We start from the raw sequence: 26,149 nt of genomic DNA on the forward strand, positions 1-26,149 counted from the left end.
ACGACCTCCCGTTCAGCGGTAACTCTCCAGAGTGAGGACGGCTTTGGAGGCATTGGTGAGCAAGTTCGGGCTGCAGCGGGCATGCCGGAAAATCCGCCAGGTCTTCAGGCGGGCGATGCCCCGTTCGACAGGGTGACGCAGCCGGGCATGGGCCCGGTTCAATGACCGTTGGCGGAGGTAGGTCCTGTCACGCGCTCGGACCCGGCGGGCGCCGGCTCCTCCCCCGCGTCGGCCTGTTGCGGGGGTTCGGGCACGGACGCGGGGCCGAAGACCAGGCGTCCGGGCGGCAGGATGAGCGCGGCCGGGGCGGCCAGAACCCACAGGATCACCACGGTCACCAGGCCGGCCACGGCCGCGTCCACGGGGTTGCCGTTGTCGTCGAGGTGCCCGAAGAACACCGTGCCGACGACGGCGATGCCGGTGGCGACGCCGATCTGGATGGCCGTGTTCACGAGTGCGGCGGCGGCTCCCGCGTGCCGGCCCGGCGTCTTGGCCAGGACCGTCGTGACGAGCACGCCCGAGGTCATCGAGACGCCGAGGCCGGCGAGCAGCAGTCCGGGCAGGATCTGCCAGGAGTGCAGGCCCGTCTCGTACCGCTTGAACGCCGCGAGGACCAGGCCCATGCCGCCCGCCGCGAGCAGCGAGCCGACCACCGCGACCGGCCTGCCGAACTGCCGGATCTTGGGCGCGAAGGGCGTGAACAGACCCACACCGACCGCGAACGGCACCATGCTCAGCGCGGTGTGCAGCGGCGAGTAGCCCAGGCCGCTCTGGAGGTGAACGGTGATCACCAAGGTGTAGCCGGTACCGGCGAAGAACAGTACGGCCACCAGGAGGCCGCCCAAGGGGGCGCGTTCGCGCAGGAGTTGGGGGTCGATCAGCGGGGCATGGCCGCGGCGAGTGACACCGCGTTCGTACCACGCGAACACCCACAGCAGCGCCGGGCAGGCTGCCATCAGCGCGAAGCTCCACCAGGGCCAGCCCAGGGTGCGGCCCTCGACGAGCGGATAGAGCAGGGCCAGGACGGCGGTGGTGGCGATGGCCAGGCCGGGGATGTCGGTGGTGGCGGCGTGCTCGGCCCGCGAGTCGCGGCACAGATAGTGCGTGGCGATCAGCGCGGCGATGCCGATGGGGACGTTGACGAAGAAGATCGGCCGCCAGCCGAGGTCGAAGAGGTCGGCGTTGAGCAGCAGACCGCCGATCAGCGGGCCGCCGACACCGCCGATGGAGAAGTTGAGGCCGAAGATGGCCGCCGCCTTGGACTGCTCGGCGGGCGGGAACTCGACGCGCAGCATGGCGAGCACCTGGGGCACCATCAGGGCGGCGCAGGCACCCTGGGCGATCCGGGCGGCCACCAGCATCTCGGGGTTGACCGCGAGGCCGGTGAGGGCGGAGGTGACGGTGAAGGCGGCCAGGCCGAGCTGGAAGATGCGCAGCCGGCCGAACCGGTCTCCGAGGCGGGCCGCGGTCATCATCCCGGAGGCGAAGGCGAGCACATAGCCGGCGATGGACCATTCGAGCTGGGTGCTCGACGCGTGCAGTTCCCGCCTCAGCGAGGGCAGCGCGACATTGATCACGGTGGTGTCCACGAGATCCATGAAGACCGCCGACAGCGTGACGATGAACGCCGCCCACCGCCGGGGGTTGAACTCGGGTGCGGCGGTGGCGGGAGGTGAGGCTAAGGACATGGGCCATCCCTTTCCTGAGCAGGCCCGGAGCGCACGTGTCCGGTAGGGTGGACGAACAAAGAGAGAGTTTGCTTTGAAAGCAAAGCTATAAGGGGGTCGGCGGGATGTCAACGGAGCGCGAGGCGGAGCAAAAGCGGCAAGCCGCCCGGGAGACCGGGATGAGCAGGGACGACGCGATCCGGGCCATGCTCGTGCTGATGCCGCGTGTCGCGCAGCGGCTGAAGCGCACTACCGTGCCCGAGCAACTGCGCTCGATGAACCTGGCGCCGCGCCACCTTTCCCTGCTCTCCCACCTCGTCTTCGACGGCCCGGCCCTCGTCAACGAACTCGCGGCCCGCCTGGAGGTCGCCCCCACCACGGTGAGCCTCATGGTCGCGGACCTGAACCGCCAGGGCGTCGTCGAGCGCAAGGCCGACCCCTCCGACCGGCGGCGCACGATCGTCTCCCTCACCGAGGACCCGGAGACCCGCGAGGCCATCAACAGCTGGCTCGCGCGCGGCGCCAACGCCTGGGAGAAGGCCCTGGACCCGCTCACCCCGCAGGAGCGGGCCATCTTCGTCCGCACCATGGAGGCGTACGAGAGCGGGGCCTCCGGCGCGACGGAGTGAGCCGAACCCCCGCCCAGCAGGCCGAACGACCCTGCGGCAAATCCGCCTGAGCCCGGCTCCGGTACGACGGGGCCGGCGACCGAGCCGTGCTGCAGCGGGATTCGAGCCCCCGCCTCTGAGCTGTGCGCGGGAACGGGCACCCCGCCCGATCCCCGGACGCCGGCAGGGAAGAACCTGTGAGAAGGCGAGGATCAGGGCGGGTGCTTCTCACTCAGCCTCGCGCAGCCACGCCAACAGCTGGTGGCCACAGTGGCGCTGGAGCAGCCGTGGAAGGTTCAGGCGAGGTAGCAGGTTCGGGCGAGTTCGGGGCAGGCCAGGCGAACGGCCCTGGAGTGCGTGTTGGACAAGACCGCGTATCGGGCAGGGCCATACCCCGGCCGTGAGCACAGCGGGGCCACCGGGGTGGGCCAGGGGCATAGCGGCCGTCCCGGGCGCGGGAGCCAGGAGGCGTTCCCCGGCAGCCGACAGATGCTCAGTCCTCGCCGACTTGCAGGAGCGCGACCACGAACCCGCCTCCCCGGCAGGCGACTACACCGTCGAAGGTGTGCCTGGTGACCGGATTCCATGCGCGTCCGTTCTCCCAGGAACCGTCGATGTTGGCGAACCACTCCGACCCCGGCCCGAGAATCGCTACCGCCTTCACCGCGGCCCCGCTTCGCGGCAGGTGCACTGAAACGCGGGAGTGCTGAGCTCCGGCCCACGGATTCGCGTCCCGGGGCCGGAGCCGGGACGGGGTCAGAACGTCGTGCAGATGGACTGGACCGTGAAGGTCTGCGGGGAAGCGGTGTTGTTCTTGCCGAACACCGTCCACCCCTTGTTGGGGCCCGTGCCTTCGGGGAGGCCGCGCGAGGAGCTGATGACGACACCCGGGGCGCCCGTGGACCCGGCCGCGTATCCGCCGCCGCCGCTCGGGCGCTGACCGTCGGCGCAGGCCGCGGTCTCGTGGGCCTGCTCGCCGACCGCAAGGACGCGGCTCGACTCGCGCAACGTCACCGGGGCAGGGGTGCACAGGACGAAGGCGGAGACGGTCTGGGCGGCGCCGTCGTTGTTGGCGACGGTGACCTTCCAACGGCCGGAGGGGTCGGTGTACATGGCGCTGGCGGAGAGGAACCCCCGGCCGGGAACGAATCCGCCGCCGGCGGGGTGCTCGCCCGAGGGGCAGCTCGCGAACGCCGTGGCGGTGCCGCCGGCGGGCACGGTGACGGCCGGGCCGGTGACGCGGGCGTGCGTGTTGTGGGTGCACAGCACGTACCCGGCGGCCTGCTTGTTCTCGCCGGTCAGGTTGCTGACGGTCAGGTTCCAGCTGTTGCCGGACGGGGCCGAGCCGGAGATGAGCGTGCCCTGGCCCGTGGTCCCGCCCCCACCACCGCTCGGTTCGGTGCCGGCGGGGCAGTCCGCAGTCGCCACGACCGTTCCCCTGGCGGGGACGTCGATGATGCGTCCTGTGACGCCGGTGTGGTCGAGCGGGGCCCGCGCGGCCGGAGCCCCGGCTGCGGGTGCCTGGGGCGGCGAGGCGGCGGTGACTGTGGCGGCGAGTGCCACGGCGGACAGCAGGGCGACGATAGGGACGCGAGCCACGGGGGGCCTCCGGGGGCGTTAAGTGCACTGGTACGTGGATGTGGTCCATGCCCTCCCCCTCGCCCCCCGAGACGAGTCCGCCCATCCGAGCACTCACCTGGCGCAAGGCGGATCGATTCTCCGCTCCCCCCGACGGCTGAACGGGCAGGCGGGCGCATCGGCGGGCACCTGCCCGTACGCTGGACGACCCGCAGATGGCCGCGAGGGAACCCGCTCGCTGACCTGCGGATCATTCCCTGGCTTGACTCTGTCGGGGATCTTGGAGGTGCCGAGGTCAGCTGCCCAGGGTTCGCCAGGACTTCGGCCGAGGTATCTCGCGCTGGTCGAGGTAGTTCTGGAAGGCAGTGGGCCGGCGGGGTGGGTGTGTTTCCTCGGTTGGTGGCAGTGCGCTGAGGCGCTCGATGTTGACGGCGATGGCGGTCAGGACGTGCTGGATGTGGGCCTTTCCGTGTCCTCGGTAGCGGCAGTGGCGCATGCCGTGTCCGTGGGTGAACTCGTTGACGGTTCCCTCCACTCCGGAGCGCACTGCGTAGCGGGTCTTACACTCGGGTGTCTGTTGCTCGGTGCGGACGCGGAGTTGCAGGTCGCGGAGTTCGCGCGGGGGAAAGCCCACGGTGCGGGTGCTTTCGCAGGAGGTGGTGCACTGGGTGCGGGCCGGGCAGGGCTGGCACTGGCTCTTGGTGAACCTGGCCACGATCAGCGGGGCCGCGGTGGGTGAGGAGGTCGGGTAGGGGCCGTGCACAGACGGTAGCCAGTTGAGCAGGTGAGAAACCCGGACGCCCGTCCCGCAGGTACCAGTCGGCGAAGTCCCCGTCGCACCACAGCCCATCCAGCCGGTCGCGCACCCATATCGGCGTCGTGCCGCCCGGGTTGCTCGCCCGCGCGACGTGCGCAGTCAGAGGCAGGACATGCTCACCGGAACGTGGGAGGAGGGACAACAGACACCTCGACGGCTGCATCGGTCATCGGAACCACCCGAGCATGCCCGTTGACCATGCTGCCGCACCGCGAAACTTCAAGATCCCCGACAGAGTCAAGCTCAGAGGCCCGTGTAGGTGAACTCGTCGGCCGGGCTGGTGGCGGAGGTGACGTCGCCGACCGTCACGGTGATGTCCACCGTCTGGTTGTCGTCGATCTGCGGGGGCGCGGTGGCGGTGAGCTGGGTGTCCGAGACCCAGGTGACCGACTTCGACGCCTGGTCCTTGAAGTTCACGCCGACGCCCTTGGGGAAGCCCGCGCCGGTGATGGTGACCGTGGTCGTCTTCGCCCGTCCGCTGGTGGGGTTGACGCCGGTGACCACCAGAGGTGCCGGCCCGTCATAGGCGAACTGCCCGAGCGGCACGACGGGCGACGTGCCGAGGACATTGGTGACCCGGACGTCCGCGATGCCGACGCCGTCCGGCACCGTGGCGCTGATGTGGTTGCCGCCCGGGCTGATGGTGAGGTCAGTGCACGGGATGGGACCGAAGTCGAGGAGGCTGCCCGGAGCGAAACCGCTGCCCTCGATGACGACCGTGGACCCGCTCTTGCCACAGCTGGGACTGACGCTGGTCACCATCGGCCCGGAAGGAGAGAGCAGCGAGGTCTGGAGCAGGCCGAGGTAGGTGTTGTTGGCGTGCTGGTATGCGACCTGCCCCATGAAGTCCGCGAGAGTGCTGTTGGTCAGCGCCGGGTCGTACGTTGAGTAGTTCCCGTCCGATGGCAACTGCTGCTGCACACCGGGCTGCACGTAGACGTTGCCCTTGGGGAGCCCGTTGAGTACGTCGAACAGGCGGTGCACAGGGATGTTGCCTGCCGGGCCGGGTGACGGGTACCACTTGTCCTGCTTCACCTCGTCGAGGCTGCTCCAGGCCAGCGGCACCGCGTCCCAGGCGTTGACGTGGTGGTTGTTGCTGAAGGGCAGTCCGTTGACGTAGGTCGCGAAGCTCTGCAGCCCCGCGGTGGGCGCCGCGAAGGTCTCCAGGGCGAACTGCGGGACGTTGGTCCAGGTCTGCGCCTGCGTGTACAGGTAGGGGGCGAGCATGGTGGCGATGGAACCACCCAAGCTGTGACCGGTCACGTACACCGTCGGCTGCGGGGTAGTGGGCGCCGCCTGGACCAGGCTGGCCAGCGCCTGCGCCAGTGTGGCGCCCTGGTAGGCGAACGCACCCTCGGGCACCGGCACACCCAGCACGTCCCCCGGCGGCGGTGGGATCGAGACCATGGTGGCGACCTGGGTGAACGCCGTCATGGCGCCCTTGGAGACGGTGACCGGCGTCGGCGAACCGCTCGCGGTGAACGGGACCACGGTGCCGACGTCGAGGTCCTCCAGGATGTCGGTGATGTTGCCGGTCGTGCCGCGCGCGACCACGGCGAACTGGTTGGAGCCGCCGATGCTCTTGGCGATGTACACCATGTTGGCGTCGTCCGGGCTCAGCGCGAGCCAGGCCAGCTGCCAGCTGGCCCGGGTCGCCAGCCAGATGGCCCTCAGCTGCTGGGAGATACCGGCGGCCACGCGCCACGTCTGCTGGTCCCGGGTCTCCCCCGACGGTCGCGGGGTCGCCGCGGTGGCCGCGAGGGCGGACAGCGTCATGCAGACCTGTGGCGGGGTCGGCGTGGTCATGATCACTCCTGGGGTGCTCACCGGACCGGCGATGGACCACCGTGGACGGTACGTGCCCGGCCTGCCGATCCGGGTGCCCCACCGATCGTCAGACACCCGGATGGGCTGCTGGGTTGACGCTTGCGGACCAACGTCGGGCTCAGTGGGGCAGCAGGCACCCGGAAGACGTGCGCAGGTCGAGCGGCGGACGCGGGCACGCCCCGACGAGTCAGCCAGGCGTGGCCGGCCATGGATGTCGACTTCAGCAGGCGATGTTCCCCCAGCGGGTGCGGCATCGGCTGCCGTCGCCAAGGCGTCCCATAGCTCAGCACGATGCCGGCCGACGATGCGCCACACAGCCTCGGCCAGGTTGTGGAGTACGTGCCACATATCGGCCACCTACTTTGCCTGCGGTGCTCCGGCGCAGCCTCCGTCGCGGACGATCTCCAGCCGCACTCCGCACAGACATCCCCATGCCCCGGGCCCGAGCGGCCACGAGCACTTCGTCCTGGATGAGCGACAACCACTCGACCTCAACAGCCGCACCGGGGAAGAGAAGATAAGCAACACTCACGACCCCGTCCATACCCAGGTGATGCCCAAGCCGTGATCGCAGTCGCTGCCCCCAAATCAGCGGCAGAGCCCAAGATTTTCTGTGCCAGAGCCCACTGAGCAACGTCACAGCCAGCCTGCATGCCTCTACGCCCGACGGCCCCGCTGATGACGGCGTAGACGAGCCGCCGGACAGCCGCTGCGGCGCGAACGCGGCAGCAGCCCGTGGGGAATCGCAGGCCAGTTGGCGTGACGCCGTTCGCCAGTGATCGTTTACTCGGGGTGGAGTGTGTGATCGGTCCAGGCGGTGAAGAGCGGAGGCGTCTCAGTGGCGTCGCCTCCTCACGGCGTGGTGCTGGGGTGGTGCTCTTCGCCATATGCCTGTGGGGGCTTCTTGCCGCCCTGTATGCGGGGGGCATCGGTGGTCGGTTGTCACCCGAGACGCTGACGCCGGCGTCCGCCGAATCTCTCCGTGCCGACTCCGTGCTGGCGTCTCGTTTCGGCGCTGGGGATCCGCACCTCGTACTGCTGGCCGAAGCCCCTGGTTCGGTTGATGAACCTCTGGCCGCGAAGAGCGGTCGGGATCTGACGCACACGCTCGCAGCCGATCCCCGGACCGCCTGGGTGCGCGGATACTGGCCGTACCGCCTCCAGGAGTTTCGGTCCCCCGACAGGCGTCACGCCCTGGTGCTGGTGCGGTTCCGCGGGGACGAGCGGGCGGTGCGTTCCGCTGGTGACGACGCGATCGCCCGGTATACGGGGACGGTCGGCCCGCTGCGGGTCGCTGCCGCAGGTGAGACCGCCGTTCTCTCCGAGACGGAACGCCTCAGCAAGCGCGGCCTGCTGCGGGCCGAGATCGTCACCGTCCCCCTGGTCCTGCTCATCCTGTTGTGGACGTTTCGCAGCGCCTTCGTCGCGCTGATCCCGATGGTGGTGGGCATCCTCGCTGTCGTGACCACGACCGCGTTGCTGCGCCTGCTGACCAACGTGGCCTCGGTGTCGGTCTTCGCCTTGAACGTCACGACGGCACTGGGTTTCGGGCTCGCCGTGGACTACAGCCTGCTCCTGGTCAGTCGCTACCGGGAGGAACTGGCCCGGGGGAACGCTCCTGGGCCGGCCATGGAGGCGATGGTGCGGACGGCCGGGCGTGCGGTGGGGTTCTCCGGGGCCACTGTGGCGGTCGCCCTGTGCACGCTGCTGGTCTTCCCGCTGCCGCTGGTGCGGTCGGTTGCCTACGGCGGTGTCCTGGTCGTCCTCGCTTCCGCTGTGGGCGCGCTCCTGCTGGTTCCCGCTCTGCTGGTGCTGCTCGGGGAGCGAGTGAACCGGTGGGACGTCTTCGCTTGGCTGCGCCGCCGCAGGAGTCCGGAGCCTCACGAGGTGTCCAAGGGTGGCTGGTTCCGGCTGGCCGAGTGGGTGGCGAAGAGGCCGGCCGCAGTCACCGTCGGCGTGCTAGTGCTGCTCGTCCTCCTGGCCGCACCGTCGGCCCTGACGCGGTTCGGCCTGTACGGCGACAAGCTGCTCCCGGAATCCTCTCCGGTCACTCAGACCTCCAGGGAACTTCGCGGTGCTTTTGAAACGACGACATCGGGCGCGCCGTCTGTCGTTCTGCCCGGCCTGAGCGCAAGGCGCTCTGCCAAGTCACTCGACGCCTACGCCCGCCGGCTCTCCCTCGTCGCGGGTGTGCGCCAGGTGGATACGGCGACTGGCGCTTACCGCGGGGGACGGCGGTCGGCGCGCGCGACAGCCCAGTCGGCGCGCTTCTCCACCGACACCGACACCGATGCCTGGCTGTCGATCGTCCCCACCATGAAGGACGCCCTCACTCCGGAGGGAAGCCGGCTGGCTGAGAGGATTCGCCGCGTCCCCGCCCCGGTGCCGGCCCTCGTCGGCGGGCCGGGTGCCCGCCTGTCGGACACGGAGCAGGCACTGGTCGACCGACTGCCGCTCGCCGTCATCTTCGCCGCCTGCGCCACGGCGTTGCTGCTCCTGGCGTACACCCGCAGCGTGCTCATCCCGCTCAAGGCGCTCTTGCTCAACGCCCTGAGTCTGATGGCCACTTTCGGGATCCTGGTCGCCGTCTTTCAAGAGGGATGGCTCGGTCCGCGCTTCGGAACTCCGGCTGTGGGCGTTACCGACGTGATCGCTCCTCTGATGTTTTCGGTCGCGTTCGGCCTGTCGATGGACTACGAGGTATTTCTGCTGTCGCGCATTGTCGAGGAGCACCACCGGGGAAGCCCGACGTCAATCGCTGTGGCTACCGGTCTGCAGCACAGCGGACGACTGTTCACCTCGGCCGCGGTCGTCTTCGCCACCGTCATGGCCTCCCTGGCGCTGTCGGATCTGTTGCATCTGAAGGTGGTCGGGACCGGTCTGGCCGTGGCTGTCCTGTTGGATTGCACCGTCATCCGTGCCTTCCTCGTGCCTGCCGTCATGCAGCTCGCGGGACAGGCGAACTGGTGGCTTCCGAAGGCGTGGAGGGCAGCCCCGCGGGCAAGGGGCGATGCCGCACGCCGCGCCGCTCTCCAGGGCAGGTAGCCATGTGGGGCGTTCTCTCGCGACGATCGGGAAGCGAAGGTGGTGTGGCGTCGGTGCGGATTCCTCCGGCGTCAACTCAGCAGCACGGGCAAGGACTCGGCTCCGTAGACGATGGAGAGTTTCCGATACGGAATGTGCTCCGGATCGATCGCCAGACGCATGCCCGGAAAACGTCGTACCAGCGCGGGATAGGCCGCGCGCAGCTCCATCCGTGCCAACTCGGCGCCGATGCAGCGGTGGATTCCGTGGCCGAAGGCCAGGTGGGACGAGGAACGCCGGGTCGGATCGAACCGCTTCATACTCGCGCCAAGCGACTTGTCGCGGTTCGCGCCGCTCAGCGAGCACAGCACGAGGTCGCCCTTCCGCAGCCCCACTCCGGAGACCTCGACGTCTTCGCGGACGAACCGAGGGAAAGCGACCTGAACGGGCGACAGGTAGCGCAGCAACTCCTCCATCAATGTGTCGACGGAGTCGTCCTCGGCTCGGACCAGTTCGAAGGATTCCGGGTTCCTGAGCAGGACAAGGGCGCCGAGTGCCAACATGCTGGCCGTTGAATCCAGTCCTCCGGTCAGCACTCCGTCGGCAATTCCGGCCAGCTCCCTGTCGTCGATTTCATCGCCGTGTTCGCGCACAAGCATGCCGAGCAGACCGTCACCTGGTGACTCACGTTGCCGGCTGACGAGGTCTATCAGGCGGGACGTGGACGTCGACATGGCGGCCAACAAGCCGTCCGGCCCGCCGGACACATCGAAGTGGGCCGTGCTGAGCTGCTGGAACTCATGGCGGTCTGCGCGCGAAACTCCCAGGAGTTCACAGATCGTCAGGGACGAAACGGGTAGGGCGAATGAACGCACGAGATCGACCGGACCAGACTCCTTTGCCATCGCGTCCAGTTGCCCCTCGACGATCTCATCGATCCTCGGCGCAAGCCTGACCAGCCGCCGCCTGGTGAACTCGGGGGTCAGCAGCCGTCGCAGCCTGGTGTGCTCCGGCGGGTCGCTGAATCCCAGGCCCCCGGGGCTCGCCGCCGCGTCGATGCCGGCACTGTCCACCAGACGGGCGAAGCTGCTGCTGAACACGTCAGCCCGGCCCAGCACCGCCTTGACCTCGCCATGGCCGCTGACAAGCCAGGCGTTCACGCCGAACCACCTGGCCAACCTTGTCACCGGTGCCGAATCGCACCTCTTGGCCATGTCCGCCACCGGATCCAGCCCGACTCGCCGCAAGATGACCAACAGCGAGCCGGGGAGCAGTGCTTCCGGGGACGGGCCGGTACCTCTCCTGCGGGCGCGCGCGAAATACAGGCGGGTCAGGAGCGAACCAACAAGAGAACGAACATTCCTCACACCACCGACACTATCGGTGCCCATGTGGGCCATTCAGTCAAACAGGTGAAGTGAACCGTTCCGGATTCGGTAGAGACTCCGGACTGTCCCGAGTTGGGTGGAGTGGAGTCGATCTGAACCAGCCAGCCGAGAACACCGGTGCGTCCGCCCGGCCTGGACCCGAACGAAGACATCGTCGGGGCGTAGCGGCGGAAGCAGTGCAGCCCGCGCTCCACGATCCGTATCGCTCAGGCAGGTCGCGCCATGAGGGCTCTGTGCGGAGCTCCCCCACGTCGGTTGGGAGAGCAAGCCCCCGCACGTCTACGAGGGTGGGGCAGCAGGCCAGGTGTACTCCAACTCAGGCAGCTCGAAGCCCTGCTCGAACCGGCATACGCGTTCGTCGGTACGCAGAGCACCGTGCCGTTCATAGAAGGCGATGGCGCGGGTGTTGGCGCGCAGTACCTCCAGGTAGACCGCCTTGTCGGGATGCTCGTCGGCGGCCCATGCGAGAGCGTGACGCAGGAGCCGCCCCCCTGTCCCAGACCCGGTACGGCCCGGCCTGGCATGCAGGTTGTCCAGCAGGAGCCGACCGTCAGGCCGTAGCATCAAGTACGCGAAACCTGTCATTTCTCCCGCACTCTCCGCCACGAACAGCGCCGCCCCGGAAGGCGGTTCATGGAGCCGACCACGCCAAAGCTCCAGGCGCTCCTCCAAGAGCGGGCCGCTCAAGAAGCTGGCCGGCATGATCCCCGCGTAGGCTGCGCGCCAACTCTCCGCATGCAACCCCGCAACGTGCTCGGCATCGCTCTGTCCGCCCCTTCTGATCTCCATGGCGCCCAGCTTCGCCCATGCCCACGGACGATGCCACACCTGTGCTGGTGAGACGGCTAACAGGGGCCTTGTGAAGACGGACCCCGGGCGTGCAGGGTGCCGTTCATGACCGTGACGGCGTCTCCGGTGAGGTGGACACGGTCGCCGTGCATGGCCGTGCGGACCAGGCCGGTGCGCACGGACGCCTGAAGGCCGGTGAGCTCGTCCCGGCTGAGTCTCGCCGACCAGTAGGGGGCCAGCACGGTGTGGGCGCTGCCCGTGACCGGGTCCTCGGTGATGCCTCTGGCCGGCGCGAAGAAACGGGAAACGAAGTCGTACTCCAGGCCGGGCTCGGCTGCGGGGGCCGTGGTGATGATGCCCCGCAGGCCCTCGCGGCGCGTCAGGGCGGCTACCGCGTCCAAATCGGGAACCATGGCCCGCACGGTGGCCTCTTCGGGCAGGACGGCCAGTAGATCGCCGAGCGCCCCGGCGCGGAAAGTGGCCTCGATCTCGACCGACAGCGCCTCGGACAGCCCTGCCGGCGGGGGGACTTCGGTGCAAGGCGCGGCCGGAAAGTCCAGGGTGATACTGCCGTCCGCGTCGGCATGCGTGACGAGGATGCCGTACCGCCGGCTGCTGAACCGCACGGCGCCCAGGAGCCCTCGCTCGGTGCGCAGCACGTGCGCCGTGGCCAAGGTGGCGTGGCCGCACAGTTTGGACTCGACGCGCGCGGTGAACCAGCGGATGGCCCAGTCGGCCTCGGCCTCAACGGGCAGCGGGAGGGCGAAAGCGGTCTCCGAGTGGTTCATCTCGGCCGCGACCTGCCGCATCCAGGAATCCTGCGGCCACTCCCCGGCGGGCAGCAGGCACACACCTGCCGGATTCCCGGCAAACGGACGATCGGTGAAGGCGTCGACGACGTGCATGCGCATGTCGCAAACGTAGCGACGCCGATGGAACCACCCCTACGGCCAATCCGGAACGAGTGGCCCGGCCTGGGCCGGGGCACACGGGAACGGCCGCAGGGCCCCCGGGAGGCTTGGCTCGACAGGGGCCCCACTGACTGCCCAGATCCGCGACCACGTGGGTGATCCCGGCGCGCCTTCGAGGCCCCTGTGATCCGCGCACACGTAAGAACCCGTCTTTGGACCTCGATGACCTCGCGCGGGCGGGACGGCAAGCCGTAGCACACGATCGCGGAGGCGGCGCGGGGCGGAAATCCGCTCGCGCGGTGCTAAACGCTTTGGCCGCGGCTGGAGATGTACGAGCATGGACGTCTTCACATTCCCCGTGCGCGGGGTGAGCGTTTCAATGGGCGAGTTGGTTCGCGGAAACCAGCCACCGCCAGCGCCGACGCTCCGTGACAAGGGTGCCGACGGCCAGCAGGGTCACGGGAACCGCCGCCCAGGCAGGCCAGGCCAGCCACGAAGAGATCACAGCTGCGGCGAGTTGGAGCAGCACCAGCAGGATCGTGGCCCAGCCCGGCACCGCGATGATCACGTTGGCCTTGTCCCCCCGAGTGGAGAAAAGCGTCGGAAGGCCGATCAGGGCCACTACGGACACGGCGGCAAGCAGCCATGAGTGGCCGGCCAGGGCCCAGGGGGTGGCCACCCACGCGACGAGCTCCGTCGCGAAGCGCAGGGCGGACGCGGCGCGGTCGTCCGGTCGTCCCGAGGTCGTTTCTCCACCAGCAACGTCAGTCACCTGCGGACGATCTCACGGCGCGCGGCCGGCTGCCAGGGGTTTGGGGCGCCACCGTCGCACCACGGCTTCGAGACCAGGCCGGGACAGTTACCCGAAGCGGGCCCCGGGGCGGCCCTCGGGGCGAAGTCTGTATCGCCGGAGCCGATCCGGCCGTCAGCAGGTGTGTGGCGTACGAGGCACTGTTCGATGGGTCGTGTGACCAGGTCGGCAGTCGCATCGTTCCGGCTGGTGTAGGACGGGGTGACCTGTCGGATCGGAACTGGGCTCGGATTGAGCCGCACTTGCCGAAGAACATGGGACGAGGCGGTCGTTGGAGAACCATCGCAGGGTGATCAATGGCATCCTCTTCCGGCATCGGACCAATGGTCCCTGACGTGATCTGCCAGCACGGTTCGGGAGGTGGGCGACAGTGCACAACAGGCACCGAAGATGGTCAACGGAGCGACTGGCCGGGGTTGAGGCGGCGGAGGTTACGCCGTCGCCATCGACCGGGCCAGCCGCACCGCCTGCTTCCCGGGTGGCACACTCCTGCCGTGGCTGACATAACAACTCAAGTAGTGCCGGTGGCCTCCGCGCTTGCGGCAGTCGCTGTGACGCTCGCGGGCAACATGTATGTGGAGCGCAGCAAGTGGCAGCGGCCCCGGCGGGACGTCGTCGAGAGGCCCCACTTGGTGGGTCGCTCGGGTGCACTGAGGGGTGGTGACGGGGCGATGTGGCCCCAGGCCGGCTCTTGTGGTGAGACGGTTCCTGTGGATTCCGGCAGAGGCGGTGCTGTGGATGTCTTTATCCAAGCAAGAACTGTTCGACCGGATCCGGCGGGACAGCTGGCAGCGGCAGCCGTCGGTCCGGGCTCTGTTGCGTAAGTACGGCGTTCACCGTCGGCTGGTCCGCGAGGCTCTGTCCTCGCCGGTACCCACCCTGCGCCGACGGCCGGTGAGGACTTCACCGCGGATGGAGCCGTACACGAAGACGTTCGATGCCTGGCTGCGGGCTGATCTGGAGGCTCCGCGCAAGCAGCGTCACACCGTGCGGCGGATCGTGGCCCGGATCGAGGAGGAGTTCGGCGAGGCGATCCCGTATCCGACGGTGCGGGACTTCATCGCGGCACGGCGCAAGGAGATCGCAGCCCAGGCAGGGGCTCCTGTGGAGGTGTTCGTCACCCGACACAACGCGCTTGGCGCGGACGCCGAAGTCGACTTCGGCGACGTCTACATGGACATCGCCGGGCAGCGCACCCGTTGCTACGCGACAGGGCCCGGATCCACCTGGATCCGGGCCCTGCTCAACAGTAGCGGGGACAGGATTTGAACCTGCGACCTCTGGGTTATGAGCCCAGCGAGCTACCGAGCTGCTCCACCCCGCGTCGGTAAACCCCACCGTACGCCATCCCGACGGGCACCGGAGACCACCTCCAAGAACCGAGGCTCCTACGCGGCGAAGCCGACATCGGTGACCTACTCGCACTTACCCCACCAACTGCCCAGGCGCTACGGCGAGCGCTATTCGTGACCGAGGCGGCGAGCCTTGCGCTCATGGGCGGCACCCCCTGGACTGGCCTCGGCCGCCGGCTTCGCCTGGGGCTCCATCGCCGACAGCTGCGCCGCTTGCTGACCACGCTCGGCGGCCTGGGCGGCCTGCTGCTACTGGCTGCGATCACGGTTCTTGTTCTTGGCCATGGTGACGTCTCCTGCCACATCGAGAAGCTAGGGCCATTACAGGCTCAAACGCTCCACCAGACACCGCAGCTCGGTCGACCACCGTGCGTAGCCACCCGCCACCGCCGATACGAATCCGCCCCCTCCCGCAGTTCCAGGGCAGCAGCCTCCTCTGCCGGGGGTGGCGGCCGGGTTGGTGGTCAGGAGCGTTGCGGGGTGGCGTGGGCGATGTACAGCTCGTCGAGTTGGGCGGTGCCCGTAGTGAGGTGCCAGGGGCCGCGCCAGGTCAGGACGGCAGCTGAGGCCGTGGGCAGGACGAGTTCACTGCGGGGCAGGGCCCTGGTCAGCGCGCCGGTGATCTGGGAGTCGACCAGGCCGTGGAGGCTGGGGTTGTGGCCGACCAGCGCCAGGGTGTGGATGTGGGCCGGGGTCTGGCGGACGAGACCGAGCAGCGCGGGCAGCGGCGGGTGGTAGAGGCTGAGTTCGAAGCGGACCGGCGGCGGTGCGGCCAGTTCCTCGGCGATCAGCTGCCATGTCTCACGGGTGCGGCGGGCGGGCGAGCACAGGACCAGATCCGGGAGCCACTGGCCCGTGAACATCCAGTGCCCCAGGAGCGGGGCGTCCCGACGGCCGCGCGGACTCAGCGGACGATCGTGGTCGACAACCCCCGAAGGCCGGGTGGCCTTCGCGTGCCGGACCACGACCAGCCGCCGCAGCGGCACGGCCGGCGTCACGCCCTCACCCCACACACGCAGGACGCCCCAGATGCCAGAACGTTCAACGAGACCACGATACTCACCACGCCACGGACCCTAGAGCGTTGACCCGCCACGACACAGCAGCGCCCTTCGCGCCACCTTGCCCCACCGTGAAACCCCAACTGCCGCCCGCCAGACCCCCGAGAAGGCCGGCCCAGCCGGGCCGCCGACGCCCTCGGCGCCCCTCTCCACGCGGAAACGGGAGGCTGCTGAGATTGACATCAAGTGGATCCGCGACGCGCTCGCGAAGGAAGCCCCGCAAAGTCTGCGGGCCGCGCCGGACGACCCACGGTGATAGAGCTTCGTGAAGAAACAGCCAGGGCTGCTCTTCGTTCGCCACTCGGCTGCCGTCGGCAACGGGGAGCGGGGCTGCCTGCTCGTGGAGCGTGCGGGCTGTTCCGGGCGGTCAAGGTCACCGCGCTGCTCACCACGACCCTGTACGTCATCAGGGATGCCGACCGGCCCTTCGGCGGCATCGACGTAACCCCCACCGCCACCGCCGAGGCCGAACGCCAGGCCACTCGCGGTGCCCGGTCCGGGAGACAGCCGCACGACGAAGCCCAGGCCGATGACCTGGGGCTTCGTTGAGGGGCGAGGACGGACGGTATTCGGACCCGCGCCGAGTAAGGGTGCGGGTCCGGTTCCCACCTGAGAGGCTGTGCCCCTTACCGGTTGAGGATCTGCTCGACCTTGTCGGCCACCTGCTTGGCCTGGATGTCGCGGCCCTTCTCATTGGGGTGCGCGTACCAGGGGAGCCACTGGTCGCCCTCGCCGATCTGGGAGTTCTCCAGCAGGCCGCCGATGCCCCGGTTGCGGCCGTCGCACGCCGTGTTGCTGCCGGTCTGGTCGTAGAGGTCGACGAAGTCGGCGCCGGCGTCCGCGACGGCCTTCTTCATGGTGTCGTCCAGCCGCTTCTGGATCTGGTCCAGGACCGGCAGGGCGTCCTTGGGGATGTCGGCGAGCGGCAGCTCGGTCTGGCCGGGCGCCGGGGTCAGGCACTTGTTCGTGTCCTTGGGCACGAGCCTGGGGTAGCCGACCAGGACGGGCTTCGCGTCGGGGGAGAAGTACTCGATGCGGTCGAGCATCTCCTCCAGGTCCCATCCGACCCGCTCGAACTGACCGTCCAGCCACTGCTTTCCATCACCGGACTCGAAGAACTCGCCGCACGTGGCGGCCGGTTCGTCCCCGTCCACCGGTTCTCCCGGCAGCAGACCGTGATCCGGGCTCCGGAGCTTGTCGGAACACTGCTTCAGGATGCGGGTGAAGCCCAGCGTGTTGCCGCCCATGCTGCCCACGGCCAGCTGGGTGTTCTCCTTGAGCGCGTCCTGCTGCGGCGGGACCGTCAGGCTGGTGCCGGGAAGCGTCTCCTGCTCGTTCCAGAAGTGGTGAATGAGTGCGCCTCCGCAGGAGACGTCCGACTGGACGTCGAGCGTGATGCCCTTGTCCGCGAGGCGCCGGGTGGCGACGGTGGGATAGTTCTCCTTCGCCTGGAAGCAGAGGGTTCTGTCGCCGTCCTGGTTGAAGGGTGCGATGCCGAAGTTGGCGGTGTAGGAGTCGCCGAAGAAGACGGTCGGTACAGGGTCGGCGGGCGCCGCGCCGGCGCTTCCCGCCGGGCCGGCGAGCGCCAGGCAGCTGCCCAGCGCGACGGCCGCGGCAGCCAGCCGCCGTACCACCGGAGATTTCGTCGTCTTATTACGCATGGCCGAAGACATTCCTGTGCCCTTTCGTCGTGGTCCACGAGGAGAGGCGAGCGGACCGGAACGTTCCGTATTCACTCATGCGCGGATCGTGATTCCCTCAGGTGTGCGAGCCACACCCGGGTGTTCTTGGACAACCCCCTCGCTTATGTCCATCTCGCCTGCTCAGCAAGGGTTCTGAGGAGGCAGGGCCGGGGAGTCCGGATGCGATCACGACCCGAAAGAGGAAGAGCCCGCCCGTCCACCGCGCCTGCCCGGCAGCGCGGCCGTGTGCTGAAGGGGCGCAGGGCGTCTGGCAGGCGTCGGTCATGCCGTACAGGGGAGCGACTGTCGTAGAGGAGTTCCGTGGCCGACCCGGTCGCCTCCGCCTAATCGGCCAGAAGTCCGCGTGACGTGTGGGCGGCCCAGGCCGGCGGTCCACGCCACGCGCCGTGAAACGGAGCCGTCCGGACGAGGGTTCCCACAACCATGCCGATCTGAGTATCCGTACGTGATCACGGTGGCGCCCCGTGCTCATGGAGTCCATCCGGCAAGCGGGAAGGCTGGCGGCATGGACAACACAGGAGCGCGGGGCTGGAAACCGGAGAGCCACCACCGAGGGGCTGAAACGGCCATCCGGACGGTTGCCTTCGTTGTGGGAGGGATGCTGGCGCTGATGCTGCTCGGCATCGTCGCCGTCACCCTCCTGTACGCGGTAGCGCTCCAGTCCTGACTCTCAGATCTGGTGGGGCAGTCGACCCGGGCGGAAACCGAAGCGATGATCTGCCGGTGGGAGAAGACGAGTTGATCGCGCCCGTCCAGGCCGAGGCGCCGACGGGGAGCTGCCCAGCCAGGCGCTGCACCTTTCCCCGGGCGTATCCGTCACTTCCCGGTCCGGTGGGTGAGGGGCTGCTGTGAGGCGGTCGCTGGTGTGAATAGTGCCTGGACGGTTTCGGTGGCCAGTTCTCGCAGCCAGGTGTGGGCGCGGTCGTTGTCGTAGCGCTGGTGCCACAGCAGGTACAGGGGGACGTCGGGCAACGGGAGTGGCGGCGACAGCGTGGCCAGACCGAGTTGTTCCCGGGCCGTGCGGGTGACCGCGTCGGGGAGTGTGACGACCACGTCGGTGTCGAGGGCGAGTTGCAGTGCGAAGGCGGCGGTGGGCCCAGCGGCGACGACGCGTCGTTCGAGGCCGCGTGCGGTCAGGGCGTCGTCGATCGGGTCGCGCAGGCTGCCGCGCCGCGAAACGGTGAGGTGCTCGGCGGCTGCGTAACGCTCAAGGCTCAGCGGGCCTTCGGCGAGCGGGTGGCCCGGTCGGACGGCGATGACGAGCCGGTCCCTGCCGACGAGGCGGTGGCGGATGTCGGGGAGCGTCGGAGTGCTGGAGCTCGATTCGAGGTCGACCTCTCCCCGGCGCAGCTCGGCGTCGTCCGTCCCGGGTTCGGCGGACAGGCACAGTCGGACGCCGGGGGCCTGGCGGTGGACGGCGGTGATCAGGGCGGTGCCGCACGCGGCGGTCAGGGCGTCGTGCCAGCGCACGGTGAACACCCGCTCCAGAGCTGCCAGGTCGAGTTCCTGCTGCGCCGACAGAAGCTGGTGGGCCTGCTGCACCAGGGCGTGGACCTGGGCGCGCATGGCCAGCGCGCGGGTGGTGGGGACCATGCTGCGGCCGGTGCGGACCAGGATCTGGTCGCCGGTGGCCTTGCGGATGCGCCCCAGGGAGCGGCTCATCGCCGGTGGGGTGACGTGGAGGCGTGCTGCGGCGCCGGCGACGCTGCCCTCTTCCAGCAGGGCGTCCAGGGCTGTGAGCAGGTTCAAATCCAGTTGCATGGCAGTAACTCTACAAGTGACAAGCATGCACTTGTTGTTAATGGTCGGGCGGCCTACCTTCGAAGTGCGGGGCGAGACAACTCCCCCGCTTCCACTGAACCCCAGGGAGCCCGCCATGAGCACAGACATGCCTTTCGACGCTGGTACGACGCTTCTGTCCGACGTGACCGCTGCGGTGAAGACCGCCGGCGTCACGCTGCGCGATCGCTACACCTCGTACGCCCGGGGCGTGAGTCTGGACGAGGTCGTGGGCGAGATCCACGCCAACGACGACGCGGTGCTGGACGTGCTGCGGGAGCCGTTGCTGCGGGCCCGGCAAGGGTCGCAGTGGGCCGAGGACGAGCTGGCCGGCGGCGCGCTCCCGCCCGGGGAGTGGTGGGTCGTCGACCCCGCCGAGGGCAACATCAACCACGTCCACGGGATGGAGGACTGGGCCGTGACCGCCACCCTGGTCCGCGACAACCAGCCGGTACTCACCGTCGTCCACCTGCCGCTGACCGGCGACACCTACACCGCCGTCGCCGGCGGCGGTGCCCGCCTCAACGACCGTCCGCTGAAGGTGTCGGCCAAGACCGACCTGGGCGCCGCGCTGATCGGCACCGGTCAGGCCAAGCCCGGCGAGGACGAGCGCACCTTCCGGCGGATCGGTGACTCCGTCACCGCCATGCTCATCAACGGCCTGGTCGTGCGGGTGTCCGTTCCCGCCACGATGCAGCTCATCCACGTCGCCGCCGGGCGCATGGACGCGTTCTGGCAGTTCTCCGACGTCCGCTCCGGCCTGGTCGCCGGCGCCCTGCTGGTCTCCGAGGCCGGAGGCACCGTCACAGACTTGGCGGGCGCCCCCTGGACCACCGGCAGCCGCGACTTCCTGGCCGCCGCCCCCGGCATCCACGCCGCCGCCCTCAAGGTCCTCTCGCCGATCGCCTGACCGGAAATCTCCGCTCTTCCCCACCCCGATACCGCAAGGAGCATCACCGCATGACCAGCATCGGCATCCTGGGCACCGGCCGCGTCGGCACCAACCTCGCCGGCAAGCTCTCCGCAGCCGGACACCATGTCACCCTCGGCGGCCGGAGCCCCGAAGACACCGCCTCCCGCACCGCCGGACTCGCCCCGCGGATCGCCTTCGCCGACCAGCGCACTACTGCCCGCACCGCGGACATCGTGATCAACGCGACGCCCGGCGACAGCTCCCTGGACCGCCTCACCGACCTGCGCGCCGAACTCGCCGGCAAGATCCTCATCGACGTCTCCAACGCCACCCGCGACGACGGAGACGGCCTGCCCGGCGACCTCTGCTATCCCGGCAGCAGCCTCGCCGAGAAGCTCCAGGCCGCGCTCCCCGACACCCATGTGGTCAAGACCCTCAACACCATGCTTTTCATGGTCATGACCGCTCCGGAAACCCTGGCCACCCCACCGACCGCCTACCTCTCGGGCGACGACGAACACGCGAAGAAGACCGTCACCGGCCTGCTCGGCGACCTGGGCTGGCAGCCCGAACGGATCGAGGACCTCGGCGACATCACCACAGCCCGCGCCACCGAAGCCATGATCCTCATCGTGCCCCACATCCTGCGCCGACACGGCTTCAAGCCCTTCGCCATCTCCCTCGCCCGCTGACCCGCCAAGGCCGGATTGGGCCAACTTCAGGGGGTGTGTTCGGAAGATGGGTCTTCCAAGACACACCCTGGAGGAGTCACCCCAGGTCAGTGCCGTGACACGCAGGATGTCCGTGCCGACCTCCACACGCTCGACCCGCACCGCGAAGCCAGCTGCGGCAACAAGCCCTGCCGAGCCCACACCGGTGAAGTGCCGGTCAGGCGGCCTGGCCCGTGGGCATGATGGTGACCTGCTGGAGGTTCACCCGCGGCGGCAAAGTGGCGATGAAACCGACGGTCTCGGCGATGTCCTGCGCCGTGAGCCACTCCATCGTCTCCTTGGAACCGGCCAGCCAGTCCCGGGCGCCCTGGTCGGTGACGTGGCTCTGCAGCTCGGTGCCGACAATGCCAGGTTCGAGTACCGAGACGCGGACGTTCTTCGCGCCCAGTTCGGCCCGCAGGTGACGGGAGAGGTGGGTGACGTACGCCTTTGTCCCGGAGTAGACGGCGAAGTTCGGGAAGATGTTCTGCGCCGCGATGGAGGAGGTGTTGATCAAGTCGGCCACACCGAGCTGGGCGGCGGCCTTGACCAGCTGCGGGGTGAAGGCGCCGATCGCGTTCATCAAACCGGTGATGTTCAGGTCGATCTGCTGCTTCCACTGGTCGGTCGCCAGCTCCTCGACCGGAGCGGGAAGCATGACTCCGGCGTTGTTCAGGAGCAGGTCTGCGCCGCCGAACTCGGCCTCCACCCGGTCGGCGGCAGCTTGCACCGCGGCGGCATCGGTCACGTCGGTGGCAATCGCGACCGCGCTGCCGCCGTCCTTCTCGATACGGGAGACCAGCTCCTGCAGCCGGTCCGCACGCCGGGCCAGGACAACGACGCGGGCTCCCAGAGACGCCAGCTGCTCGGCGGAGGACTCGCCGATGCCACTGGAGGCGCCGGTGATGACGGCGACGCGGCCGGCCAGAGGGCGGGAGGTGGTGTTCGTGGTCATGATGCGTACCTTCCAAGCGGTAAGGGAGAGGGTTGGATCGCGGTCGCTGACTGCTGGCCGCACATCCAGAACACCACCCACGCCAGTGCTTCAGGACGCTATAACTGGCCCTGCCAGAACAGGTACTGGCAGGGCCACCCTGGAGCGACATGGCGCCGCTGAAGTAGTCACACTTGAGCCATGGATGGAACCAAGGAAATTTCCGGCTTTCTGCGTTCACGGCGCGCGGGCATCACCCCGGAAGACGCGGGATTGCCCTCCGACGGGCGCGTCCGCCGCGTACCGGGCCTGCGCAGGGACGAGGTGGCCCGCCTTGCCGGTGTGAGCACGGAGTACTACACGCGTCTGGAGCAGGGGCGGGCGGGCAACCCCTCCGCCGAGGTCATCGAAGCGATCGCCCGCACGCTGCGGCTGGACGAGACCGAACGCGAACACTTCACCGACCTCCTGCGGTCCGGCGCCCGGACTTCACGCCGCGCGCCGGCCAGGGCCCAGCGGGTCCGGCCGGGGCTGCACCTGATGTTGGAGACCCTCGACCAGGTCCCGGCCTTCATCCTGGGCCGGCGCACCGACGTGCTGGCCTCCAACCGGCTCGCCAGGGTCGTCCTCACCGACTTCGACGCCCTGCCCGCCACCCGTCGCAGCCTGGCCCGCTACTACCTCCTGGACCCGCAGGCCCGTGACCGCGTGGGCGACTGGGAACGGATCGCCGCGGAGACAGTGGCCATCCTCCGGCTTGAAGCAGGCCGCTACCCCCACGACCGGCAGCTCGCCGACCTCGTCGGCGAACTCACCCTTCAGTGCCCTGAGTTCACCGGCTGGTGGAACGACCACCGCGTGCTGCGCCGAACCCACGGTGCCAAGAACTACCACCACCCCCTCGTCGGCGGCCTGCACTTCTCCTACGAGTCCTTCCAGGCCCCCGGCGACGCGGAACAGACCCTGTGCGTCTACAACGTCGAACCGGGCTCCGAAACCGCGCAGGCCCTGCAGGTCCTGGCCAGCTGGACCGCACCCGAGATCATGACACCTGAGAATCCGCACCCCAGCTGACCAAACCGCCGGAGAACGAGTCGCCCTGGAAGCCGAAGATTCGCGATCGGCCCGCTCCAGGATCTCGGCCGTCCACCGTATGAACACCCCCACGCTAACCAGCCTCTCCAGCGTGGGTGTCGCGCTCCCGTCCTCGCCGTTGGCGACGGCGCCCTCGGCTTCTGGAACGCACTGAGCGAGGTCTTCCCCGAGATCCGGCACCAAAGATGCTGCGTTCGCAAAACGGCCAACTGCCTCTACAGCCTCCCGAAGTCAGCCCAGCCCGCTGCGGCGGGGTGACCCACTCGATGAACTGGACGATCACGCCGCTGGGGTCGGTGACCTGGAAGTAGCGTTCTCCCCAGGGCTCCTCGGCAGCAGCACGGTCATGTCGACGCCCTCGGCGCGCAGCCGCTTCTCCCGGCCAAGACGGTTGTTGTTGTCAACGGCTGTTCGCGGATGCCTCGTTCAAGTTGGTGACCGCATCTGGCTCGGTGGAACGTTGCGGCGCCGCGGAGCCTTCCGCGGGCTTGGACCTCGCCAGCCACAGGCCGGTGAACACGGCGGTGGCCAAAGTGACGGCGCCAGCCGCGACGAAGGCGCTGTTGAGGCCGGTCTCGAAGGAGGCGCCGCCGGATTGCCGGGTGCGGACGATGGCTCCGAGTACCGCCACGCCGAGCACCGCGCCGATCTGCCGGGTGGTGCTGCTGATGCCTGATGCGAGGCCGCCTTCCTGCGGGCTGACTGCTTGGATGGCGGCGCCTGTCAGTGGGGACAGGGTCAGAGCGAAGCCGATGCCGACGACTCCCAGCCGCCACCACACGTTCCCGTAGCCGGTGTCGGCGTGCACCATGCCGAGCGCCAGCAGTCCCAGGCCGGCCAGGGCCAGGCCGGTGGTGACCACGATTCGGAAGCCGTACCGGGCGGCGAGCCGGCCCGCGTACGGGCTGACGATCACCATGGCGAGGGATACCGGCAGGGTCTGCAGGCCCGCGCGCAGGATCGAGCTGCCCTGGACGTACACGAAGAACTGGGAGAAGAAGAACGACGAACCCATGAGCGCGAACCCCACCACGACCATGGCGGTGTTGGACACGCTGAACAGGCGCTGCCGGAACAGCCGCAGCGGCAGCATCGGTGCGGAGCGACGCGCTTCGACGGCGACGAAGGCGGCGAGGAGGATCACCGCGGCGGTGAAGCTGCCCAGGATCACCGGCGACGTCCAGCCGCGGGCACCACCCTCGATCAGCCCGTAGGTCAGTGCCCCCACCCCCAGAACGGACAGCACCGTCCCCGGGATGTCGATTGCGGGGGCGCTCGGATTGCGGGACTCGCCGAGGTGGCGCAGACCGAGCAGCAGAAGGACCACGCCGATGGGCAGATTGACCAGGAAGATGGCGGGCCAGCCGAAGGCATCTGTCAGCACGCCGCCGGCCACGGGGCCTGCGGCCAGGCCGATTCCGCTGAGTCCGGCCCACAGCCCGATCGCCTTGATTCGTTCTTGCGGCACGGGATAGGCGGCGGCGAGCAGGGCCAGCGAGGCAGGGCTCAGTGCCGCGGCCCCGATGCCCTGCAGCACCCGGCCGGCGACCAGCCAGCCGAGCGAGGGCGCGAGGCTGCACAGCAGCGACGCGGCGGTGAACACCACCACGCCGGTCAGGTACACCCGCTTGCGGCCGAACCGGTCGGCGAAGATACCGCCGGACAGCAGCAGCATGGCGACCAGCAGTACGTACGCGTCGACGATCCATTGCAGACCGGTCAGCTGAGTGTGCAGCCGGTGCTGCATATCGGGCAGCGCCGCTCCAACAATCGTGTTGTCGAGCAGGACCATGAATTGGCCTAGGCAAGTCACCGTGAGCAGCACGGCCCGGTTTGATCGACTGCCTACGGCCGCCGCATGCGATGCCGCCATGGGGATTCCTCTCAATCGTCAGTTGCGCCCGGCCACGGTCGACGCGGCTGGCGATACACCTGAGCGCTCTAAAGCAGTCAGCGACTGCGTTAGGCGACTGTAAGGAGAGCCGCCCCACAAACGCAAGTCACGGCTGCGTTAAGGTGGGGGCATGAACGAGCGACAGCCAGCCCGGCGGCCCGGCGGGCGCAGCGCCCGCGTCGCCGCGGAGGTGCACCGGGCGGTCACCGACCTGATCAGCGAGCGCGGCTACGGCAACTTCACCGTCGGCGAGGTCGCGACCCGCGCGGGCGTAGCCGACAGCAGCATCTACCGCCGGTGGGGCAGCCTGGAAACCCTGCTCACCGAGGTGGCGCTCGCCCGCCTCAACGCGCAGTCGCCGATGCCCGATACCGGGAGCCTGGTCGGCGACCTGCGCACTTACGCGGCCCAAGTGGCCCGCGAGATCACCGGACCTGACGGCCTGTTGTTGGTGCGCCTGGCCGTCGCCCTGTCGACCAACGGTCAGCAGGGCCTGCAGGCCCGTGACGACCTCCGCGACGAACGCACCCGGCAACTGCAGTCCATGCTCGATCGCGCCCGCGAACGCGGCGAGCACGCACCCGACGCGTTGGGCGTGCTGGACCACATCCTGGCCCCGATGTACATCCGCGTCCTGTTCGGTATGGGCCCGCTCACCCCGGACTACATCGACGGGCTGGTCGACCGATTGCTGTGACCTCAGCCTGGTCCCCGGGATCAGCCCTCGGACGCGGTGCCAGGGCTCCGCGGTGCCAGGGCTCCGTGAGGTGCTCGCCGACACGCGCCCGGCCAGCTCAGGCATCCGGCCCCTGGCCGGCTCACGTGGCCTGGCCGAATCCGTCGGCCGGCGGGCCGTCGCCGCGGATCGGGGTGAAGTCGACGTCCAGGTGCGGGTCGTGTACGCGTACTCAGCTACGCCACCCAGCTGGATCCCCCCCAGCCCGCCTTTTCCGCGTCGTCGAACTCGGCGCGGCCCACTGCCTCATGGCCGCGCTGGTTGACGTGCCTGAGGCGTCCGAGTCGAATTCGTCAACGAACCAGGACTGCACAAGGATCCGCACGAGCACGGCCGCCGCGGAGTCCGTCGGCGCGGAGGCCAAGAGATCGTCTCAACTGGCTTGATCACTAGGCTGACGGCCGCGATGGCGATGGTGGAGCGGCTGGTGCCGGACGGATTGAGGGATTGGTTCCAACGGGTGGTTCCGGCTGCTCCGGTACGACCCCAAGGTGGTGGCCGGTGCAGGTATGTGGATCGGCAGGTGCTGGCGGCCCCGCCGTCCAGGAGAGC

21 protein-coding genes, 1 tRNA gene and 5 pseudogenes are annotated in these 26,149 nt (G+C 69.0%); 11 read left to right on the forward strand and 16 right to left on the reverse strand.

The genetic code is table 11. The features are described 5' to 3' along the window. Positions 1-12: 12 nt before the first annotated feature. Both OG965_RS02525 and OG965_RS02530 read right to left on the reverse strand, forming a co-directional pair. A pseudogene (locus OG965_RS02525) lies at positions 13-162 on the reverse strand (transposase family protein); the annotation flags it as partial. Beyond that, positions 159-1,688: an MFS transporter gene (locus tag OG965_RS02530; RefSeq protein WP_371648643.1), complete on the reverse strand. Its 1,530-nt coding sequence runs from the start codon at positions 1,686-1,688 to the stop codon at positions 159-161. The gene OG965_RS02530 and the pseudogene OG965_RS02525, both read right to left, overlap by 4 nt. A gap of 158 nt (positions 1,689-1,846) precedes the next feature. Between OG965_RS02530 and OG965_RS02535 the strand changes: the two genes are divergently transcribed. Beyond that, positions 1,847-2,296 carry a MarR family winged helix-turn-helix transcriptional regulator gene (locus OG965_RS02535; protein WP_371648646.1) on the forward strand — a complete coding sequence of 150 codons (450 nt, stop codon included), beginning with the start codon at positions 1,847-1,849 and terminating at the stop codon, positions 2,294-2,296. Between the two features lie 735 nt (positions 2,297-3,031). Here the strand turns inward: OG965_RS02535 and OG965_RS02540 are convergent. The 3 genes from OG965_RS02540 to OG965_RS02550 all read right to left on the reverse strand — a co-directional run bounded on the left by OG965_RS02540 (position 3,032) and on the right by OG965_RS02550 (position 6,476). Continuing rightward, on the reverse strand, positions 3,032-3,874 hold the full coding sequence (locus OG965_RS02540; RefSeq protein WP_371648649.1) for a hypothetical protein: 843 nt from the start codon (positions 3,872-3,874) through the stop codon (positions 3,032-3,034). Positions 3,875-4,148: 274 nt separating this feature from the next. Beyond that, on the reverse strand, positions 4,149-4,616 hold the full coding sequence (locus OG965_RS02545; RefSeq protein ID WP_371648652.1) for a transposase: 468 nt from the start codon (positions 4,614-4,616) through the stop codon (positions 4,149-4,151). A gap of 297 nt (positions 4,617-4,913) precedes the next feature. Then, the gene (locus OG965_RS02550; protein ID WP_371648655.1) at positions 4,914-6,476 is read right to left on the reverse strand and encodes an IPT/TIG domain-containing protein; all 1,563 of its coding nucleotides are present in this window, start codon (positions 6,474-6,476) and stop codon (positions 4,914-4,916) included. Between the two features lie 891 nt (positions 6,477-7,367). Between OG965_RS02550 and OG965_RS02555 the strand changes: the two genes are divergently transcribed. Continuing rightward, the gene (locus tag OG965_RS02555) at positions 7,368-9,542 is read left to right on the forward strand and encodes an MMPL family transporter (RefSeq protein WP_371648659.1); all 2,175 of its coding nucleotides are present in this window, start codon (positions 7,368-7,370) and stop codon (positions 9,540-9,542) included. A 71-nt stretch (positions 9,543-9,613) separates the two neighbouring features. On the opposite strand, the gene OG965_RS02560 is transcribed toward OG965_RS02555, so the two are convergent. The 4 genes from OG965_RS02560 to OG965_RS02575 form a co-directional block, all read right to left on the reverse strand. Beyond that, on the reverse strand, positions 9,614-10,912 hold the full coding sequence (locus OG965_RS02560) for a cytochrome P450 (protein WP_371648663.1): 1,299 nt from the start codon (positions 10,910-10,912) through the stop codon (positions 9,614-9,616). 276 nt (positions 10,913-11,188) lie between these two features. Beyond that, the gene (locus tag OG965_RS02565; protein WP_371648666.1) at positions 11,189-11,698 is read right to left on the reverse strand and encodes an N-acetyltransferase family protein; all 510 of its coding nucleotides are present in this window, start codon (positions 11,696-11,698) and stop codon (positions 11,189-11,191) included. 56 nt (positions 11,699-11,754) lie between these two features. Further along, the gene (locus OG965_RS02570; RefSeq protein WP_371648669.1) at positions 11,755-12,609 is read right to left on the reverse strand and encodes a PhzF family phenazine biosynthesis protein; all 855 of its coding nucleotides are present in this window, start codon (positions 12,607-12,609) and stop codon (positions 11,755-11,757) included. Positions 12,610-12,985: 376 nt separating this feature from the next. Beyond that, positions 12,986-13,381: a hypothetical protein gene (locus OG965_RS02575; RefSeq protein ID WP_371648672.1), complete on the reverse strand. Its 396-nt coding sequence runs from the start codon at positions 13,379-13,381 to the stop codon at positions 12,986-12,988. A gap of 215 nt (positions 13,382-13,596) precedes the next feature. Here OG965_RS02575 and OG965_RS02580 point away from each other — a divergent pair. Both OG965_RS02580 and OG965_RS02585 read left to right on the forward strand, forming a co-directional pair. Next, positions 13,597-13,823: pseudogene (locus tag OG965_RS02580) on the forward strand (transposase); the annotation flags it as partial. Positions 13,824-14,158: 335 nt separating this feature from the next. Further along, a complete protein-coding gene (locus OG965_RS02585) occupies positions 14,159-14,689 on the forward strand; it encodes a hypothetical protein (RefSeq protein WP_371648675.1) in 531 nt (176 codons plus the stop codon). On the opposite strand, the gene OG965_RS02590 is transcribed toward OG965_RS02585, so the two are convergent. The 3 genes from OG965_RS02590 to OG965_RS02600 form a co-directional block, all read right to left on the reverse strand. Then, a tRNA-Met gene (locus OG965_RS02590) sits at positions 14,671-14,744 on the reverse strand. The two genes, OG965_RS02585 and OG965_RS02590, sit on opposite strands and share 19 nt — an antisense overlap. 492 nt (positions 14,745-15,236) lie before the next feature. Continuing rightward, on the reverse strand, positions 15,237-15,770 hold the full coding sequence (locus tag OG965_RS02595) for a histidine phosphatase family protein (RefSeq protein WP_371648678.1): 534 nt from the start codon (positions 15,768-15,770) through the stop codon (positions 15,237-15,239). A gap of 689 nt (positions 15,771-16,459) precedes the next feature. Further along, the gene (locus OG965_RS02600; protein ID WP_371648680.1) at positions 16,460-17,494 is read right to left on the reverse strand and encodes an SGNH/GDSL hydrolase family protein; all 1,035 of its coding nucleotides are present in this window, start codon (positions 17,492-17,494) and stop codon (positions 16,460-16,462) included. A gap of 547 nt (positions 17,495-18,041) precedes the next feature. Between OG965_RS02600 and OG965_RS02605 the strand changes: the two genes are divergently transcribed. Further along, on the forward strand, positions 18,042-18,203 hold the full coding sequence (locus tag OG965_RS02605) for a hypothetical protein (RefSeq protein WP_371648683.1): 162 nt from the start codon (positions 18,042-18,044) through the stop codon (positions 18,201-18,203). A 149-nt stretch (positions 18,204-18,352) separates the two neighbouring features. On the opposite strand, the gene OG965_RS02610 is transcribed toward OG965_RS02605, so the two are convergent. Beyond that, positions 18,353-19,297 carry a LysR substrate-binding domain-containing protein gene (locus OG965_RS02610; RefSeq protein WP_371648686.1) on the reverse strand — a complete coding sequence of 315 codons (945 nt, stop codon included), beginning with the start codon at positions 19,295-19,297 and terminating at the stop codon, positions 18,353-18,355. 115 nt (positions 19,298-19,412) lie between these two features. Here OG965_RS02610 and OG965_RS02615 point away from each other — a divergent pair, with 115 nt between their 5' ends. Together OG965_RS02615 and OG965_RS02620 are read left to right on the forward strand one after the other, a co-directional pair. After that, positions 19,413-20,225 carry an inositol monophosphatase gene (locus OG965_RS02615; protein WP_371648690.1) on the forward strand — a complete coding sequence of 271 codons (813 nt, stop codon included), beginning with the start codon at positions 19,413-19,415 and terminating at the stop codon, positions 20,223-20,225. After that, on the forward strand, positions 20,222-20,920 hold the full coding sequence (locus OG965_RS02620; RefSeq protein WP_371656826.1) for an NADPH-dependent F420 reductase: 699 nt from the start codon (positions 20,222-20,224) through the stop codon (positions 20,918-20,920). Before OG965_RS02615 ends, OG965_RS02620 begins: the two co-directional genes overlap by 4 nt. A gap of 196 nt (positions 20,921-21,116) precedes the next feature. On the opposite strand, the gene OG965_RS02625 is transcribed toward OG965_RS02620, so the two are convergent. Beyond that, positions 21,117-21,893, reverse strand: coding sequence for an SDR family oxidoreductase (locus OG965_RS02625; RefSeq protein WP_371648692.1), 777 nt, complete (start codon positions 21,891-21,893; stop codon positions 21,117-21,119). Positions 21,894-22,073: 180 nt separating this feature from the next. Between OG965_RS02625 and OG965_RS02630 the strand changes: the two genes are divergently transcribed. Next, complete coding sequence (locus tag OG965_RS02630) at positions 22,074-22,946, forward strand: helix-turn-helix transcriptional regulator (protein WP_371648694.1); 873 nt, start codon at positions 22,074-22,076, stop codon at positions 22,944-22,946. A gap of 111 nt (positions 22,947-23,057) precedes the next feature. Further along, positions 23,058-23,216: pseudogene (locus OG965_RS02635) on the forward strand (transposase); the annotation flags it as partial. Here OG965_RS02635 and OG965_RS02640 read toward each other — a convergent pair. Further along, a pseudogene (locus OG965_RS02640) lies at positions 23,212-23,345 on the reverse strand (VOC family protein); the annotation flags it as partial. The pseudogenes OG965_RS02635 and OG965_RS02640 overlap by 5 nt on opposite strands. Before the next feature lie 22 nt (positions 23,346-23,367). Continuing rightward, positions 23,368-24,840, reverse strand: coding sequence for an MFS transporter (locus OG965_RS02645; protein ID WP_371648697.1), 1,473 nt, complete (start codon positions 24,838-24,840; stop codon positions 23,368-23,370). 151 nt (positions 24,841-24,991) lie between these two features. Between OG965_RS02645 and OG965_RS02650 the strand changes: the two genes are divergently transcribed. After that, a complete protein-coding gene (locus OG965_RS02650) occupies positions 24,992-25,558 on the forward strand; it encodes a TetR/AcrR family transcriptional regulator (protein WP_371648701.1) in 567 nt (188 codons plus the stop codon). A gap of 445 nt (positions 25,559-26,003) precedes the next feature. Further along, a pseudogene (locus tag OG965_RS02655) lies at positions 26,004-26,132 on the forward strand (IS5/IS1182 family transposase); the annotation flags it as partial. Between the last annotated feature and the right edge of the window lie 17 nt (positions 26,133-26,149).

The sequence above is a fragment of the Streptomyces sp. NBC_00224 genome, from assembly GCF_041435195.1.
In the GTDB taxonomy this organism is placed as follows: domain Bacteria; phylum Actinomycetota; class Actinomycetes; order Streptomycetales; family Streptomycetaceae; genus Streptomyces.